The sequence below is a fragment of the Synechococcus sp. MIT S9507 genome (genome assembly GCF_047304715.1).
Taxonomy (GTDB): domain Bacteria; phylum Cyanobacteriota; class Cyanobacteriia; order PCC-6307; family Cyanobiaceae; genus Synechococcus_C.
Window position 1 is genome coordinate 2,077,331 of sequence record NZ_CP138970.1, and the last position, 15,823, is coordinate 2,093,153.

At 52.1% G+C, this 15,823-nt stretch carries 24 protein-coding genes and 1 tRNA gene; 9 read left to right on the plus strand and 16 right to left on the minus strand.

Annotated elements, in window-relative coordinates; genetic code table 11:
* Nucleotides 1-211 precede the first annotated feature (211 nt).
* Together def and SIB83_RS10905 are read right to left on the minus strand one after the other, a co-directional pair.
* Nucleotides 212-745, minus strand: a complete 534-nt coding sequence (def, locus tag SIB83_RS10900) for a peptide deformylase (protein WP_413745821.1) — start codon at nt 743-745, stop codon at nt 212-214.
* 46 nt (nt 746-791) lie between these two features.
* Nucleotides 792-995 carry a hypothetical protein gene (locus tag SIB83_RS10905; protein WP_413745822.1) on the minus strand — a complete coding sequence of 68 codons (204 nt, stop codon included), beginning with the start codon at nt 993-995 and terminating at the stop codon, nt 792-794.
* Between the two features lie 84 nt (nt 996-1,079).
* On the opposite strand from SIB83_RS10905, the gene SIB83_RS10910 reads away from it, so the two are divergent.
* Nucleotides 1,080-1,811, plus strand: coding sequence for a class I SAM-dependent methyltransferase (locus tag SIB83_RS10910; RefSeq protein ID WP_413745823.1), 732 nt, complete (start codon nt 1,080-1,082; stop codon nt 1,809-1,811).
* A gap of 73 nt (nt 1,812-1,884) precedes the next feature.
* On the opposite strand, the gene SIB83_RS10915 is transcribed toward SIB83_RS10910, so the two are convergent.
* The gene (locus SIB83_RS10915) at nt 1,885-2,073 is read right to left on the minus strand and encodes a hypothetical protein (protein WP_413745824.1); all 189 of its coding nucleotides are present in this window, start codon (nt 2,071-2,073) and stop codon (nt 1,885-1,887) included.
* Between the two features lie 196 nt (nt 2,074-2,269).
* Between SIB83_RS10915 and SIB83_RS10920 the strand changes: the two genes are divergently transcribed.
* Nucleotides 2,270-2,560, plus strand: coding sequence for a DUF1311 domain-containing protein (locus tag SIB83_RS10920; RefSeq protein WP_413405818.1), 291 nt, complete (start codon nt 2,270-2,272; stop codon nt 2,558-2,560).
* Between the two features lie 84 nt (nt 2,561-2,644).
* Here the strand turns inward: SIB83_RS10920 and SIB83_RS10925 are convergent, their stop codons facing one another.
* The 4 genes from SIB83_RS10925 to SIB83_RS10940 form a co-directional block, all read right to left on the minus strand.
* Nucleotides 2,645-2,878 (minus strand): chlorophyll a/b-binding protein, encoded by a 234-nt coding sequence (locus tag SIB83_RS10925; RefSeq protein WP_413403747.1) that lies wholly within the window; start codon nt 2,876-2,878, stop codon nt 2,645-2,647.
* 315 nt (nt 2,879-3,193) lie between these two features.
* Nucleotides 3,194-3,502, minus strand: coding sequence for a hypothetical protein (locus tag SIB83_RS10930; RefSeq protein WP_413745825.1), 309 nt, complete (start codon nt 3,500-3,502; stop codon nt 3,194-3,196).
* A 412-nt stretch (nt 3,503-3,914) separates the two neighbouring features.
* Entirely contained in the window at nt 3,915-4,220 is a 306-nt protein-coding gene (locus SIB83_RS10935; RefSeq protein ID WP_413745826.1) for a hypothetical protein, read from the minus strand.
* 953 nt (nt 4,221-5,173) lie between these two features.
* The gene (locus tag SIB83_RS10940; RefSeq protein WP_413745827.1) at nt 5,174-5,950 is read right to left on the minus strand and encodes a pirin family protein; all 777 of its coding nucleotides are present in this window, start codon (nt 5,948-5,950) and stop codon (nt 5,174-5,176) included.
* Nucleotides 5,951-6,297: 347 nt separating this feature from the next.
* Here SIB83_RS10940 and SIB83_RS10945 point away from each other — a divergent pair, with 347 nt between their 5' ends.
* Together SIB83_RS10945 and SIB83_RS10950 are read left to right on the plus strand one after the other, a co-directional pair.
* The gene (locus SIB83_RS10945) at nt 6,298-6,495 is read left to right on the plus strand and encodes a hypothetical protein (RefSeq protein ID WP_413405828.1); all 198 of its coding nucleotides are present in this window, start codon (nt 6,298-6,300) and stop codon (nt 6,493-6,495) included.
* Between the two features lie 90 nt (nt 6,496-6,585).
* A complete protein-coding gene (locus SIB83_RS10950; protein WP_413405831.1) occupies nt 6,586-6,771 on the plus strand; it encodes a hypothetical protein in 186 nt (61 codons plus the stop codon).
* A 19-nt stretch (nt 6,772-6,790) separates the two neighbouring features.
* Here SIB83_RS10950 and SIB83_RS10955 read toward each other — a convergent pair whose 3' ends face one another.
* Both SIB83_RS10955 and SIB83_RS10960 read right to left on the minus strand, forming a co-directional pair.
* On the minus strand, nt 6,791-6,964 hold the full coding sequence (locus tag SIB83_RS10955; RefSeq protein WP_413405833.1) for a hypothetical protein: 174 nt from the start codon (nt 6,962-6,964) through the stop codon (nt 6,791-6,793).
* 268 nt (nt 6,965-7,232) lie between these two features.
* A complete protein-coding gene (locus SIB83_RS10960; RefSeq protein ID WP_413403540.1) occupies nt 7,233-7,814 on the minus strand; it encodes a ferritin in 582 nt (193 codons plus the stop codon).
* Nucleotides 7,815-8,406: 592 nt separating this feature from the next.
* Between SIB83_RS10960 and SIB83_RS10965 the strand changes: the two genes are divergently transcribed.
* The gene (locus SIB83_RS10965; RefSeq protein WP_413405837.1) at nt 8,407-8,610 is read left to right on the plus strand and encodes a hypothetical protein; all 204 of its coding nucleotides are present in this window, start codon (nt 8,407-8,409) and stop codon (nt 8,608-8,610) included.
* Between the two features lie 681 nt (nt 8,611-9,291).
* Here the strand turns inward: SIB83_RS10965 and SIB83_RS10970 are convergent.
* The gene (locus SIB83_RS10970; protein ID WP_413405841.1) at nt 9,292-9,435 is read right to left on the minus strand and encodes a hypothetical protein; all 144 of its coding nucleotides are present in this window, start codon (nt 9,433-9,435) and stop codon (nt 9,292-9,294) included.
* 244 nt (nt 9,436-9,679) lie between these two features.
* Between SIB83_RS10970 and SIB83_RS10975 the strand changes: the two genes are divergently transcribed.
* Complete coding sequence (locus SIB83_RS10975; RefSeq protein ID WP_413405842.1) at nt 9,680-9,817, plus strand: metallothionein; 138 nt, start codon at nt 9,680-9,682, stop codon at nt 9,815-9,817.
* 210 nt (nt 9,818-10,027) lie between these two features.
* Here SIB83_RS10975 and SIB83_RS10980 read toward each other — a convergent pair whose 3' ends face one another.
* Both SIB83_RS10980 and SIB83_RS10985 read right to left on the minus strand, forming a co-directional pair.
* On the minus strand, nt 10,028-10,267 hold the full coding sequence (locus SIB83_RS10980; RefSeq protein ID WP_413405844.1) for a hypothetical protein: 240 nt from the start codon (nt 10,265-10,267) through the stop codon (nt 10,028-10,030).
* A gap of 167 nt (nt 10,268-10,434) precedes the next feature.
* Nucleotides 10,435-10,626: a chlorophyll a/b-binding protein gene (locus SIB83_RS10985; protein ID WP_413745828.1), complete on the minus strand. Its 192-nt coding sequence runs from the start codon at nt 10,624-10,626 to the stop codon at nt 10,435-10,437.
* Between SIB83_RS10985 and SIB83_RS10990 the strand changes: the two genes are divergently transcribed.
* Nucleotides 10,625-10,813, plus strand: coding sequence for a hypothetical protein (locus SIB83_RS10990; protein WP_413405847.1), 189 nt, complete (start codon nt 10,625-10,627; stop codon nt 10,811-10,813). The two genes, SIB83_RS10985 and SIB83_RS10990, sit on opposite strands and share 2 nt — an antisense overlap.
* Nucleotides 10,814-11,009: 196 nt before the next feature.
* Here SIB83_RS10990 and SIB83_RS10995 read toward each other — a convergent pair.
* Nucleotides 11,010-11,089: transfer RNA gene (locus tag SIB83_RS10995), tRNA-Arg, on the minus strand.
* 91 nt (nt 11,090-11,180) lie between these two features.
* On the minus strand, nt 11,181-11,333 hold the full coding sequence (locus SIB83_RS11000; protein WP_413745829.1) for a hypothetical protein: 153 nt from the start codon (nt 11,331-11,333) through the stop codon (nt 11,181-11,183).
* A gap of 113 nt (nt 11,334-11,446) precedes the next feature.
* Here SIB83_RS11000 and SIB83_RS11005 point away from each other — a divergent pair, with 113 nt between their 5' ends.
* Nucleotides 11,447-11,968 (plus strand): hypothetical protein, encoded by a 522-nt coding sequence (locus SIB83_RS11005; RefSeq protein WP_413745830.1) that lies wholly within the window; start codon nt 11,447-11,449, stop codon nt 11,966-11,968.
* Nucleotides 11,969-12,603: 635 nt separating this feature from the next.
* Entirely contained in the window at nt 12,604-13,524 is a 921-nt protein-coding gene (locus SIB83_RS11010) for an alpha/beta hydrolase (protein WP_413405346.1), read from the plus strand.
* A gap of 341 nt (nt 13,525-13,865) precedes the next feature.
* Here SIB83_RS11010 and SIB83_RS11015 read toward each other — a convergent pair whose 3' ends face one another.
* Together SIB83_RS11015 and SIB83_RS11020 are read right to left on the minus strand one after the other, a co-directional pair.
* Nucleotides 13,866-14,642 (minus strand): SDR family NAD(P)-dependent oxidoreductase, encoded by a 777-nt coding sequence (locus SIB83_RS11015; protein ID WP_413745831.1) that lies wholly within the window; start codon nt 14,640-14,642, stop codon nt 13,866-13,868.
* Between the two features lie 13 nt (nt 14,643-14,655).
* A complete protein-coding gene (locus tag SIB83_RS11020) occupies nt 14,656-15,759 on the minus strand; it encodes a mandelate racemase/muconate lactonizing enzyme family protein (protein WP_413745832.1) in 1,104 nt (367 codons plus the stop codon).
* Nucleotides 15,760-15,823: the final 64 nt, after the last annotated feature.

Sequence of the window (15,823 nt, forward strand, 5' to 3'; positions counted from 1 at the left end):
TGCAATTGCTTGAAGTATTCCCCGTTGCAATCAAAAACCCCGCCCGTGGAGGGGTGTGATTGTTATGAGTTGTTTTGTCGGCAGGAGGTCATCCCTCCGATGTATCCACCATCGCTAAACTGAACAGAATTCACCTCACCCGTTCAGTCCATTTTCTAGGCACTTGGTTCATCCATCTGGGTCAAAGACTGTGGCCTCAGAAGCTTGATGCCTATGGAATCTGTCCATGAGTCTGAAGCTCTTCAGTAAAACCAAAGGCCAGTGTGCTGGTTAGTCGGTCAGGAAATAGGATGCCATCTAAGTGATCATTTTCATGCTGAATCACTCGTGCATGAAATCCATGCAATTCTTCCTGATGGGAAGCCCCATTTTGATTTTGATATTGCAGATGAATGCATTTGTAACGCTCCACCTGACCGCGCAATCCAGGAACGCTTAGGCATCCCTCCCAGCCAGCTATCGATTCTTGACCAATCGATTTGATCACAGGGTTGATCAGTACATGCTCGGGTATTGGCGGAGCATCGGGATAACGAGGGTTATGCCCCATCCCAACCACAAAAATCCTCCATGGCTCATGGATCTGTGGTGCCGCTAGCCCTGCACCAGAACATGCCGATTTGGTATCAAATAGATCGTCGATCAGCATCTGTAAGCGTCGACTGCCAAACCAATCATCTGGGATCTCAGCCGCACGTTGACGTAAAGACGGATGACCTATGCGCAGAACACTTCGAACACTCATCGATCAATCATGCCGCTAAAGATCTTTTGCTCGTTCCGGTGTCAGCTCAGAGCAACCACCAACCAAGAAGAATGCCGATGATGAGACCTTTGACCCAAACCAGTGCTGCCATCTGGTAATTCGATAAGCCCAACCTTTTTTGAATCCAATTGAACGCCTGCTCATCAGCGAAGAAAACAGCACGGATTGGATGAATTAGCCAACCCATTACAAAGAGACGTTTCTGACGTAGAGGATGCTGCACTGACATCGCTTAATCAAGTCGTTATGGCGGCGAGCAAACTGGTCGAGGGTATCCGCCCAGGTCGAGCCGCTGATTGGCTGGTGGTCTTCAATGAAAGGAGTTGGTGCTGTTGAGCCTGTGAGTCAGCTCGATTTCGAGTCTGAGTATGGACGCCAATACCGCACCTCAATCCAACACTCCATACCAGGTCATGCAACTCTTCTTGAGATCGGTGCAGCTGCAATTGGTGATGCGGCTCCTGCAGCCAGGGGAATTCTTGTCGTAGGGCCTGGGCCGGGAGATGAGCTGCCCCAGCTGCTAGATGCCTGTCCGGAGGCTGAATTTGTTGTGCTTGAGCCAAGTGCCCAGATGTTGCAGACCAGTCTTGACACCTTGAGAGGCCACAGTGGTTTTGAACGCTGTCAGTGGGTGCCAAAGACCCTGGAAGAAGCCGTTAGCTCGGGTCTGCTGCATGGGGATTTTGATGGCGTCATCAGCCATAACGTTCTGCATCTGATGGCTGCAGATCACCAGGACCTAATGATTCAGAAACTTGTAGCGCAGTTACTCCCCGGAGGCGTGCTGCTCATCAGCAGTTACAGCGAAGCTGGGGAACCTGAGATCTGCGACACGATCTTCAGCATCGCTTCAAGACGACTCCTCGATCGTGGACTGCCCGCTGAGATGGTGGATAGATTTCTCACTTCAAGGAACACTGCTGTTTTCTCTCTGGATGCAGGACGGTTAGAAACCATTCTCTTGGGCCTTAATTGCCAGGCTCCAATCCAGCTTTATCAGGGCCTGTTTGCACGGTTGTGGGTCACTAGGCGGATTTCATTTTGATGATCTTGTGGGGATCTGTAGTGCCGCTGAACAATCGCTGGTTTTCTCCGAACCAGCAGACATGAAGATCAGCTCAGAAATGCCTGCTGATGCCCAGTGGCGCAGGCTGTCGCCAAGCGATCTGAGCTAGTGGATTGAAAAGAAAATGAGGATTCTGCAGATAGGAACGATTGCAGTGCTTGCCCTTGTAACTGTTGTCGCGGTGGGGGTTAATCAAAGCAAACTGCCAGGGAGCGATCGACCAGCCGAAAGCAAGGGTCAACTGGAACGTCTGCGAGAGGAGCACTTCAAAGACGTTGTTCCATTGAGGAAATAATGGACAACGCCGTGCTTTGACGACACGAGCTGACTGCTCACGCCGATAGCGTCCCGCAGATCTGCAAGAGGGACAAAAACGCTGTGCAGGATGCTGTGTCTAAGACGGTCCCAAAAAAGTGAGAGCTCTCCTACTGCTGACGTTGCTGCCGCTCTTGCCAGCAAATGCCGAACAACCAAACATCAAGTGCCCGGGGAACAATACCCCCGAAATGAGGTGGTGCGCCTCCAAAAAGCTGCAAGAGTCCAATTCAGCACTTGAGAAGAAACTTCCACGAGCGGTTCTGATGGAATGGCAAAGGGCAACCAAAGTCGTTTGCGCTGCTGCAAAAAAGCCTTACTTGCAAGGAACCATCTACCCGCAACTGGTTGTTGGTTGTGATGACCATCTCAACAGGGCTCTATTGAAAGAGTTCAAAGGTCTCGGCGACTGAGGCTGTGAGCATTGATTGAAGCCAATGCGCGTAGTCAATCTCTGGTCTTGCCCGAAGCTTTGTGGAAGTCATGGAGATCTCCGATTAAAGGCCAATGGTGTGAAGCAAGCCCTCGCCGCTGATCAGCTCCGTTGCGATCGCTGCAATGAAGCCGAGCATGGCCAGTCGACCGTTGAGCTTCTCAGCGCGCTCATGGAATCCCCAGCCGGCATCAGGTGCGGCGATTTCCATCGGTGGTTCCATGGCGTAGACGTTGTCATGCCCTTCCAGATCGTGTGTGACCAAACCTGTGGGTGCTTGAAGTGTGGTTGCTGTCATGGGTGTCTCCGAGTGGTACCTGCTTGGTCTATGCCCGCTGGATCACGCATGGAAGTGGGCCAACCGTCCCTGGAAGTTCGGTTTCAGGACCTTTTCTGACGGGTTCCACGGGAGCAGATTCACCGGCGGCTAACCCGGTTCTATCCAGGTGCTCAGACAGCAAAAACCCCGCATTGGGCGGGGGTGACCGGAGTGAGTTGTTTTGTCGGGAGATCGATAGCGACTCCTAAACGCCCCCTGCTTTTCCCTTCAAGGGTTTTGTATAGCTCTCAGCCGCTTTGCAATGGCATCAGGCTTCCCGACAACTCATAGAATTCAGAATCTGAACTGGACTCCGATTCCAGGCTGCCGATAGCCATACCCATAGCCGTAGCGATATCCATAGGGGGCAATGACACGGGGGTAGCGGTTATACACCCTGCGAGCGCGACGCCAGTCGCGGTTGTATGCCCTTTGATAATGATTGAAGTCCCGTATATCGCGACGAATCTGACGGCGGATTCTTCTCTCCTGATGATGATGATTAGCTTCTGCAGCAGGAGCTAATACACCAGTTGTGGCGCCAATCAGTCCAGCGCAGAGAACAGCTGTTGTGACTTTGTTGAACTTACGGAAGGTTGTCATGGTTTTAAGGAGTGAATGTTTGGGGGTGCTGCCCCCCTCGACTCCTTCAAGATCACAGCTCTTCTGGTGAGCCCCACTACACAGCTCTGGTGCAGAACCCACGAAGTTCTGGTGAGCTTCTGGTGAATGGCTCAGAACTGGCTGCCTGACTGGCATTAGCTCGCTCGGAAGCTATTGAGGCCAAGGCTCCAGGGCAATAAAACCCCGACCTTGGCGGGGCTGATTGGACTGAAGGGTTATCAGGAACAGAGATTCGAAGAGGTTTAAAGGTTTTATTGGTTCAAATAAGTAGAAGCATCAGCATTGCTGCAGCTTCCATTGAGTGACATTTTAATATTATATGTCTTGCTGCTTTTCAATATATTGCTCCCTCCGTTGCCTGATATTTTTCCTGGTGGATTGAACTTTAACTTCATCGCCACGAATCCACCGCTTTTGTCATTGGCGTTATACGTGATTTGTCCTTTGCTTGTTTCAACGCTGACAGCCTGGTCGCGATATGGTGCGAAAAGCTATCTTTGTTTTTAATAGGACTGTTTTTGCTATCAATCTTATAAACCTTTGTGTCACTCTCAGGGAATGAGTCAAGTGCGTCTGATGTTTCAGGGTCAATCACTTTTGCGAGCAATTTGGCATCACATTTCACATAAACAAAGTCACCAGCAACGACAGGGTTTGCGTAAAGGAAGAGGGCCCCAAGGAGTGGAAGATATTTCATGACTACAAGCTAGAAGCGTATCCGAACCACAACATATCCGTAATGCATCACAAGCGCCATCAGGTGGTTTTCCAAGTGCAGAATTCCCTAGCTTGGGGCACTCACAGAAATGCATGCAAAATCACGCGCTGTGGAGCATGGGTGGTTTGAGTTGTTTTGTCGGGAGATTGATCAGTACTACCAAACAGCCCTGCTTTTCCCTTCAAGGGTTTTGTATAGCTTTCTGCTACCTCATAATGGCTTCAGGCTTCTCCGCAGATGATCGGCGGCAAGCGACCTTGACCTTTTTCTCCCATTGATTGAGGGAAGACATCGTGCCAAGAGCTTTTTGAGCCATCTGCTGTTATGAATCGATAATTACATTATTGATAATCAGCGTCTGCTTTTAGCTGTGGACCGCCGAAAGCTTTGTCGATGAACATACGGTATGGCCAGTTGCCACCAAGTGGTTAAGCATAGTGAGTTTCATTATCTACATCTGTTCCTTCATTAACCCAAACATTCCTGGCTTCAGCAGGAACTGGTATTAAAAATGAACGACCGATAAGAGCAGCGATAGTAGTAATATTTGAAAGTTTCATTTGTTAGTTGTGGATAGAGAAGGTCATCCCTCCGATGTATTCATAAGTGCTGAACTGACTAGAATCCACATCACCCATTCAGGTGATCTTGCAGGTCCCTAATACTCTCGTTGGGGTATCACTCAGCTTTTTCCCTTTAGCCATTGGTTACGGCGTTGTCTTGGGCTTGCCCATTGCGTCGTAGATCTGTCCTTTCCAGATTGTTCAGTAAGGCGTATTACGACGAGGAAATCGATCGTTCAGCTGCCTGTGCTGGTGTCAGGGCTTGCCCGTGATCCATCAGCAGGTCACGCAGTCTTTGGGCTTGCGAATAGATCAAGTGAAACCACTTGGACTGTGGGAGCCGGTGTGCGTCGAATTCAGGGTGCAGGATTAGCTCAATCCAAACAGGAGTAAGTCTGTTTGATTGCTCGAGGAGTGGATTTTGTTGATCTCTGCTTGGGTTGGATGAAATCCAAGCCCATCGCCTTGGCAAAGATTTGCAGCGGTTCTACCTGAGATCCAGATCGCGCCGTTGAGCATCTGAATCCAGGCTTGTGGATAGGCGAGTTCTGGAAGTTGGATGCTTTCGCCTTGGGCAAGCCGTAGGCGCCAGAGCTGAATCGGTCGCGCAATCGCCATGGCTTCGCTGTTGTTTGGATCCAGCACTGGGATCCATTCCTGATCGGTTAGGACAATCTTTCTTTGCTCATAGGCGGGATCGAGTCCTTGTTGGCTGGGTTCGATCCAGATCTGCAGCAACCGGCAGGGTTGGTCGCTTTGATTGATTTCGCTATGCATGATTCCGGTTCCGGCGCTCATGCGCTGCACATCTCCAGCCTGAATGACGCCATGGTTTCCGGCCGAATCCTGGTGTTGGAGTTCTCCCTCGATCATCACCGTGATGATCTCCATGTCGCGATGGGAATGCATGCCAAATCCACGACCGGCAGAAATCGTGTCGTCATTGATGACGCGTAGAGGCCCGAAGCTCATCCAGCTGGGATCGTGATGACCCGCGAAGGAAAAGCTATGCCATGACTCGAGCCAGTCAAGAACGCTGTGAAAGCGTTCTTGGGCTGGACGGAACACCAGTGCTGCATTGCTGCTGTTGAGATGGCTTTCATCGCTGTGCTGGGTACAGGAGGCTGCATTGGTCGCTAGTGACATCACTCTGTGCGATGCAGTTTTTGTATTGCTGCGAGTTGTTGTGGGCCATAGCAGCAATTGCAGCGGCAGAGACCAGTGCCAACAGAGTGGCGACAGCGATGCCACCAGCCCAAGAGCCTTTGTTTTTGGCTGGTTTGTCCATAAATCAATTCCTCCGAGCACAACTTCACCCCGATTGATCGGGGACACATCACCCAAAAGAGCCAAAGTTGTCTTGTGGTGTCGGTCCAGGTGGTGAGCCCGTTTGACCTGGGTCAAAGATCGAAAACGGTTGGTTTGAGGGAATTTGATGATTTCTTGCTTCGGAGAGTGGAGCCAGCCAGAACAGAAGCAGCTGGATTGGCTCGATGGTTCCAGGCACTGATCCGCGGAACACAGGTGATCAAATCACCGTTGTGATCACAGCAGTTGGAGTCATTGGTGGTCTGGGCTGCTTGGCGGTGGTGATCGTTGGCGGCTTCATCACTGCAGATGCAGCCAGGGACGGGATCAAGCAAGTTCCCATTGAGTCACCGATACCGATCGAGGCTCCCCAATCTCCGTAACTGCTATTGCGCTGGTGTGAACGGGTTTGCTGATTTGTGGATTGCCGTTCACCAGCTGCCCGGTTTGATCCGGGTCATCGGGCTTTGGGCATGGATCGCGCTCAAAATCTCACTGCACTGGCAGCCATCGCAGTGACCAGAAATTCTGTGGGAGAGGCCCAGTGGCAAAAGATGGTCAACTCCAGGCGGGTTGCATACCTGTATCGGATCGTCGAATGCATGCTCACTGAAGAGGTCGCGAAGCTTCCAGACACCTATTCGCCGAACCCGGTTTAATCCGGGTGGTGAATCCCCATCACTGATTCCAACGGTGCCATTGGTGGGGCGCATGACTGATGACATAGTCCAATCCCTCGATTTGAGCGACCTCCTGAGGTCCCTGCTCGATCAACAGAGTTTTGGCATTCGTGACAGCACCAATGCCCAGCGTCAGGAAAAGGGCGTAGGTGAAGAGAGCCTTAACAGACATGGCTTTAAGGAGTGGCTGTTTGGGAGTGCTGTCTCCTCGACTCCTTCAAGCTCACAGCCCTTCTGGTGAACCCCACTGCACAGTCCTGGTGCAGAACCCACGAAGTTCTGGTGAGACTGTGGTGAATGGCTTAGAACTGGCTGCCTGGCATTAGCTCGCCCGGAAGCTATTGACGCCAAGGCTTCAGGACAGCAAAAACCCCGCACTGGGCGGGGCTGTTTGATGGAGTTGGCAGGTTGAGCTTTGAGCTGAATGAACAGAGGGTGGATCAGCCTTCAAGCTTGGCGGGCTCGGCCTCGCCTTCTCTCAGTTCAGCGTCGATGATCATCACGGCAGCAGGGTTGCCTGCAGCGAACCTGACGCGACCCAGCAGATAGGCGGCTTCGTGTTCGGAGATGCGCTGGCCGTCAACGACGGGATCGAGGAACACGGTGGTGCGCTTGTCGTCATCCTGTTCAGCGGTGCCGTAGAGCTGCAGCACCGAGGCGGTGACATCAGCTTCCATGCGGAAGACGTTGGCGATCACCTGCTCCACATCGGTCCACTGCTGACGCGGTGGCTCGATGGTGTCGAGCACAGGGCGTTGACCTCTGCTGATCAGATAGTCGGCGAACTTGGCGGCATGCTGCTCCTCTTGCTTGGCCTCATCACGCAGGTGCTCGGCAAAGCCGGTCAGCTCGCGTTCAGCGAACCAGATGGCAGCAGCGAAATAGTCAGCAGCTGACTGACGCTCAAGGTTGAGATGGGCTTCCATCAGATCGAGCAGTTCAGCGGACATGGGCTCGGCCATGGCGCGGCCTGCAGGACCGGTGGGGACAGTGATGGGGGCTTGGATTTGTGAAGCTGTCATGTCTCTTCCTCTGGGAGGGATGAATCAGTTCTAGATCACAAGAGAGCGAAAGATAGGCGTAAAAACCGAACATTGGCGGATCAAAATACGCTCTTGGGAGTCACATTCAAAAGCTGCAAATATGTTTTTGAGAATCACACTCAGCAGAGCAAATCTGCTGCTGAGAATCAGTTTCGACTGTGTGTGGGTTATTGAATGAAACCACGCAGCGCTAAGCCCCTTAGTCCGGTGACTGCGAGATCAAGCCCGGCCGCTGAAACGCATCTAGGGTCCGTGCCCATGGGGTAACACCCAATGCCTGCTCAGCAGTCCACCACCCAGGCCGATGCACGTTGCTGGGTGTGGTTCAAAGGTGGTCTCAATGAAGGTGCTCACTGGCGGGCTGGTTGGTAGGGGCACCATCGGTGCTCGGTGGTGTCCGGATCGAAAAAGCTGATTACGTGCCCTGTCGTGTCGCTGATTGGCGCGTCACCTTCCACGAACCGGCAGAGATGAAGGCAGGCCCAGAGATACCTGCTGATGCGCAGTGGGGGGCTGGTGCCCGTCGATCCGAAGTAATCCCGATGGACTTCAAATCATTGAGGCACGGCTGATGAATTTTCTGAAAACCATCCTGAAAGCCATTGGGCTATTCCTGCTGATCGTCGTTCTGTGGTGCGGAAGCGTCTTGGGTGCGGTGTATTTGGTCGAACGGCATCGCATGCAGGATCAAGATTGCTGGAACGAAATGGCCTGGATGGGTGATATATCCAGGATCAATCCGAGTGAGATTGCATCATCAGCAAGGTACGTTTGATCTGACCCGGCTCGAACCGGTTGTCCGTCAAAGCTCTTCTCCATGACGACTTGAATCCTTGTTCTGATAAGCCGCCAACGCCAGCGAGCTGATGACTGTCAACAGTTCAATGACATGAGCCCAATCGCTGTCCCACCACATAGCTCTGCCTCAGAGTTGTTCTGTATCTATAAGAAGTCAGTGGCGCAGTTGTCACCAGAGGGGAGAACCGAATGAATTTTCTGAAAACGATGGGGCAATTCCTGCTCATCGTCGTTTTGTGGTGCGGCAGCGTCCTGGGTGTCCTGTACTTGATCGAACGGGATCGCATGCAGGAGTCAGGCTTGCTGGGAAGCCCTGAGCAATGTCAGAAAGCACCAAAGACTGCAGCACGTCGAGCAGTGAGACGACAGTGATCACTTCTGTTCCCAGAGCAGGCACAGCTGGGGGTTGGCGCCAACCGATCCACGGTGAGTCATTCCATTTTTTACAAGTGCATTCAGTGCCGCAACAAGCACGACGACTTGCCCGGTTCCCTTCCTCACCGGCAAGTCGTCGTGCGATCACTCGCGCTTTAAACGGTGTCGCATTGAGATGTTGGGCTTTCGGCGGATGTTCTTTGGTGTTGCTGCCGACCTGATTGCCGCACTCGTGGCGTTTGCAACCGTGGCAGTCCTCTTGCGTAAGGCGTCTTACGCCAGTTCAGCCATGGGGTTTGAAGCATCCCTCCACCGCTTTGACCCATGCCTGATATTCCTGGCTTTCCCGCTGTTCACGCTCTTCCTTGGTTTCGGGCGGTGTGATTTCTGCCTCTTCCACCCATTTCGGTTTCGCGAATCGATTCATTCGGCTATTCCTCTCAGCACAACTTCACCCCCCGGATTGATCCGGGACACATCACCCATCTGGGCTATTTCTGTCAGCCGAGCCTCAGTGAACTGCTGTCAGCAGGGTTCCATGCGAGAGGGCTTCGTGAGATTTCTAGGCTACGTATAAACGCACGCTAAGCCGTGCCTCGAGGGTCGGTCGTCCCCCTGTTGGAAGGCTTTCACGAGGCATAGAACAGAAGTGTTCCAACCCGGTATTGACCATGACAACAGATCTCATCCAGTGCAAATGCAACACCGGCTGTCAGTGCAGAGTCGAGCCTGCAAAAGCCGTGATGCGCGACGGCAAAGCCTTCTGCTGTGAGCCATGCGCCGATGGTCGTGGCTGTGGTTGCCGTTGATGGCCTGACTCCTCACAACACAAAGCCCTGCTCTTTGAGTGGGGCTCTTTTTTGCGCCGTCGATTTCTAAGCCTTCCGTTTCTTTCTGCCCCCCAGCGGAACCAGCCGCTGCTCCAGAGCCTCCAGTCGATCAGTCACGGATACCAGCGTGATAAATGAATAAAATTTCCAAAATGACATTATCTTCTTGATTTTTTGAGCCTACGCTGATCAGTCATCAGGCGCCATAAAAGCAATAAATGTTGCGGGAATAAATGTCAAAAATTCGATACCTAAAACTTGAGGCAGGAGCCACGTGACATTCGCAAATTTGAGTAGGCCGATCAGTAATCCCGCAGAGACAGCACCTCCAGGGATTGCTGCAAGTAGGGAGATTATGTATAGCCCTCCCATCAACTTGTGCAGATTAGTAACCTTGCGATCAGGCCTTTCTCTAGGGGCTTCAGTCATGCAGAGTTCCCTCAAGTCGACTGGTTTCGTAATTTGATGTTCAATGGAAAAGCAGAATCTCGCATCCCCCATTTGGGTGATCCAGGCTTGCTTATTTCTTTGACAAGCTGCTCAAAGTCAATGTCAGATTCTGCTTAAGTCTTGGCTAACGACATGGATGTCTCCGTTTAGAGGCAAATGCCAAGTGCTGTCAAAAGTCCTTGATGCAGCAGTGCTTCGGTGCCCAAAAGAGCAATAAAGCCGAGCATCGCCAGCCTTCCATTCAGTAGTTCAGCTTTCGCCATGTGCTCACGGCGCATCTGAGCGGCGGCAAGGTTCTGCCAATAACGCTCATCAGCCAGAAGGGTTGCAGTTGTCATGGGTGTCTCCGATTGGGACCTGCTCGGTCTATGCCCGCTGGATCACGCATGGAAGAGGGTCAACCGTCCTTCGAGGTTCGGTTTCAGGACCTTTTCGGACGGCTTCTACGTGAGCAAATTCACCGGCGGCCAACCCGATTACTTCCTGGTGGTCCGACAGCAGAAACCCCGCATTGGGCGGGGCTAGCTGGGTAGACCGAACTCAGAAAACATTGTTGTTCTGGGGCTCATTAAGTGTCATAGCTTCAAGGGGTCCAGTCCTCACCGGTTGATCCATTCCTGAAGGATCTGTGTCTGCCGCAGGTTTGATACCCCCAGCCCTGCATTGCAGTCAGTCTCGCCCGCCCTAGTGGCGATTGGCTGAAAAGCCGTGTTGTGATTGACGCCCCCTGATGGATTCGAACCATCGACCGACTGCTTAGAAGGCAAAAAATTCTCCAGTCGTACCAAGGGATTTCAAGGCTATGACTGGGTTTTAGGGAGCAGAGGTCGACCTGGGATGTCCTCGAAAGGGACGAGAGTGGTCCCGCTGTGACTAGGCGGGACCACTTTTTTCAGGATCGACCGACTGCCTTGTCAGCAGTCGGTCTTTGCCCTGCAGTGAACTCCATCTCCTGCCTCCACAGTTCGAGAATCAGTTCTCGGTTCAGCAGAAAGAAGCCGGCACCCATCAAGCCAATTGCTTCCGCCAAGTCGTGCTCGGCCATGCAGGCGCAGCAACGAGCAATCGACAGGTGATCAGCCCACATCTGCAACAGTTCAAACCCTGATCAATTTGCAGGAGTCACGGCGCTGCTGCCAGTCCTTTCAGACTCTGCTGATGCCAAATAAGGACAGACCACTTGTTGACCGCCATCCACCGAAGAACGGTGTCGGCTGGTTGATGAATGACCAGGAAGGCAAGGTCTGCAGCTTCAGCAATGCCAATCCGACAGCCCATGCTCAGTGGGTTGTTGTCGAGACCAGACTGCTACGCGGCATTGGTCAGCCGGTCATCGGACGCATGCTCAGGCACAACGCCATCGAAGCCTGGGAAACCATGCAGAAGTCAGGTGGGTGGAAGCATTGCCCGCTGCAGGGTTTACTTACCGGAAGTATTCGTTGCAAAGCATCTTGTGCGATGCCCCCTTTCGATAAGGGGATTACCAAAAATGCTTCGTGCATCTCATATTTCGTGGCTTCTGGCGAGTCGCCTTCAGAGACAGTCGATGGGACTGACTGTTCTGGCTCGGACAAGGCTTATATTCCACCACTGCAACCCGAAATCGCCACGCTTGCGAATATTGCAGCCATAAGAGGTATCGCTTTTACAGTTTTAAGTCACCTGTACTCATCCTCGTAGGCTCAGAACGAAAACACATCACTGATCCGAGTGGGTACATACAGCATCAAAATTGCAGCCTATCTTGTCAGCAAGTTGCTCGTTGCCAGCTGCTTAACATCAGCTCTTGTCGACTTGGCGACCAAATAAGAGCCTGAGAATCTTTGCCCAAACCAAAGAAGCAGGAGTAATCACGAGTCCTCTCTTTGATTTTGAGAAGTGCCCACTCTCCATGCCCAAAGAGTCGAAAGAGCAGAACCGAAAGCCATTACGATCAATAGCAGCTGTGCAGTACTCACTACAGATATCAGAGCGAAGTGGTTCGTTTTTAGCCAAAAAACCTTTACTGGCGCTTTCAATACCTTTCATAGAAGAAAAAACCTGTTGCACATATAGTTGCATCCACTCAATTTACTAGCGATAGATAGGACGGCTCTCTTTGAGAGTACTCAGTAGGTTGTTGTGGAATCAGGCCAATTCGTGTTGGTGATGATACGAATGCAGCCGAACTCAAAAGACACTCGTCTGTCGCTCCTTAAGGGGCTCCTGCCAGGGATGTTTCATAATTACATCTATGGTCAACATTGCCCGTAAAGGCTGAATTCTCTCAACCTTCCATCTATTTAGGTCTTATTTTTAAAGTCGACTATCTGCCGATGCCTAGCCCAGAACTCGCCAGCGTCATCAAGCACCTTGAGGCCATTGCCGCTGAAGCAAGTGCCGTTGTTGATATCGAAGACAGTCGGCACCTGCTTAATCGACTTGGTGAACTGCACCCTTCACAGCGTGAGTTTGAAGCCGAGGTGCTCCCGACTCGTGTTGAAGACGTGCCCTGCGAATGGCTGCTTGCCTCCGGCGCTGACCCGAAGCGACGGCTCCTCTACATCCACGGCGGCGGCTGGACTTCTGGCAGTCTTGACTCACACCGTCCACTCTCAGCGCGCCTCTCGGCCACAACGGGCTGTGCCGTTCTCTCCATTGCGTACCGCCTCGCTCCAGAGCATCCTTACCCTGCGGGCCTCGACGACTGCCTCATCTGCTACGGCTGGCTTCGCGAGAATGGACCAGGCGGCGCAAGCTCGGCGCGGAGCATGTTTGTGGCGGGTGACTCAGCTGGCGGTAACCTCACACTCTCTCTTCTGCTGGCAATAAAGCAGCGCGGATTGCCGCTCCCAAATGCCGCGGTCATGATCTCACCCGCAACCGACTTTCTTGCAACGGGCAACTCCCATCGCACACGAGCCGCTCGCGACCCGATCCTCAGAATGGGCCCCGACGGGATGAGAAGGGCTGCTGACATCTATTTGCAAGGCAACAGCAAACTTGAAGATCCGCTGGTCTCGCCGCTTTACGGCGACTTTGCAGGCCTTCCACCTCTGCTATTTCAAGTTGGCGACGCAGAAGTTCTTCTTGACGACTCGATACAAGCCGTTGAGAAGGCCCGTGTGGCGGGTATCGACGTCACACTTTGCGTATATCCCGACATGCCCCATGTCTGGCATATATTCGCTCCGTACCTCCCAGAGGCCACTACAGCAATTGAGGAGATCGGCACTTTCGTGAAAAGGCATGGTTAACGGAGCTGTCCTGAGCCAGTGGCCAGTTGTTGAACTGCATTGGTCAATGGATTTCTGAAAGTTTGCTCTCAATGTCTTGCCGCAAGCCTTCAATCCAACGTGGATGCGGCTACCACTAGTCAACTGGAATTTGATCAGTTATTGCTCAGGTTCCAGTCGGCGATTTTTACTGATACGCCAACCACACATCAGCGACTGTTTTCAGATTGGGATTGCACCTCGCCAAGCGAAATCTCCAATTGATTCACTACAGATAATCTGGTCAAAGTTCTCTTTGACTTCACTAGTTATGACTAAACGTAAGCGTATATCCAACCACGATCTCGGCTTAGTGGATTAGGTCAGAAGACTGTTGGGCGCCCCTGAGCACCGTCGACTGGAATGTGGGCCCCATTAATCCAGTTGGCTTTGGGTGAGGAGAGGAAGACGATGACGTCGGCGACTTCTCCGGCCTTGCCAAGCCGCCCCGCAGGAAACTCCCTATTTACGAAGGCAGCATACTCTTCGGGATTTTGATTCCTGAAACGTTCCCATATTCCTCCTGGGAAGTCGATCGATCCAGGAGATAAAGTGTTTATGCGCACATTCTGTGAAGAAAGCTCCCAAGCCAAAGAACCTGATAGGAAAATTTCAGCTGCCTTGGTCGCCCCATAAATAACTTTTTCTGGCGCCGGTCTCCAACCTGATATGGACGCAATCGTGACGACGCTGCCGCCCCCTCGCTTGCGAAAGTATGGCAACGACGCTCGAGTCGCCCTCACTGAGTGGAAGAGATTCAGGTCGAAGGTTTTCACCCAGTCATCGTCAGAGGCTTCAGCGAATGTGCTGTTAGTTGAGCCACCAACATTATTTACGAGCATATCCACTCCTCCAAGCGCTTCGGCTGCCTCAGCAACGAATCGAGCAGCCTCGCCCGCGATCGACATGTCGGCCACTACACCGAAAACCAACACACCTAAAGCCTTGAGATCTCCGAGCGTTTTATGAAGCCCCTCTTCACCGCGAGCAAAGATCGCCACTCTGCATCCCTCGGAACCAAAACGTAATGCAGTTGCACGACCGATACCGCGGCTTCCACCTGTAACGAGCGCCACCTTCCCTTTTAATTCAAGGTCCATGATCCCCAGGTTTTCAACCGTTTACGAAATAACGCTCAAGCACACGAGGGTCTGGGTCCATCCCGAGACCTTCGCCATCTGGAATACAAAACATACCGTCCTCAGGGAGGGGCATGTCTGCATAAATCCAGCACTCAGGCTGAACATATAGATACTCCACAAACCTTGTGCTCTCAACGGCTCCAGCCAGTTGAAGAGTTGCTAGAAATCCTGGACCGAAGTATGGAGAGTGAGGAGTAAAAGGAAGTCCTAGTGACCCGCCATGGTTTTTCAGGATCTTCAGAACTTCGCTTACACCACCCACCTTAGTCACACTGGGTTGCAAGAAATCTGATGCTCCAGCGAGACAGATTTGTTCAAAAGCAAAGGCCGTGCATGCGTTTTCTCCTGTAGAAATCCTGATACCGGTGTCTCGTAGAAGCGCGAGGGCCCGCACGTTTTCGGGGGGAAAGATCGGTTCCTCAAGCCACTTCACATTCAGATTCAGCAGCTCTGGGATTGCTTCCTGGCATTGAACCTCGTTCCAGTTGCAATTCACATCCACCATTAGACCATTGTCTTGACCTAATAATTCAGCTCCTCGACGAATCACGGGCAAAGCAACTTCATGCAACTTGAAATCATTGAAGCCAATATTTAAAACATGCTCACAAGTTGCAGCAACAAGATCAATATTTCCGTAGCGAATGAGGCTGGCATAAGAGGGAATGGTCTCTCTGCAGCGACCACCCAACAGCTGGGCCAGATTCATCGACTCTGTCTTGGCTTTTAGATCCCAAAGCGCTATATCAATGCCTGAGAGAGCGAACATCGACACACCGCTGCGCCCCTGAAGAATCAGCTTGTGCTGGGTACTTTCTCCGAAGAGGATTGGATCGGGCAAATCCTGGCCAATGAGCAATGGGGCGATAGATTCTCTAATAAACGCTGCTACCGATCGGCTGCAGGAATAACTGAAAGCCTCGCCCCAGCCGATAAGGCCCTGATCAGTTTCAATCCTTACAAGACAGAACTCAAGTTCTGTCCAAGCCGTTGGCATGATGCCTTCACCTGAGCCGGCAGATTCAAAAGGAATAGAGAGCAAGATAGCTCTGACATCCTTGATTTTTATTGTCAATTGCCAAAAGCACCTGAATCATCTATAGCAATTAAACATTAGTTCGAGAAGCCCGTCCCGCTGG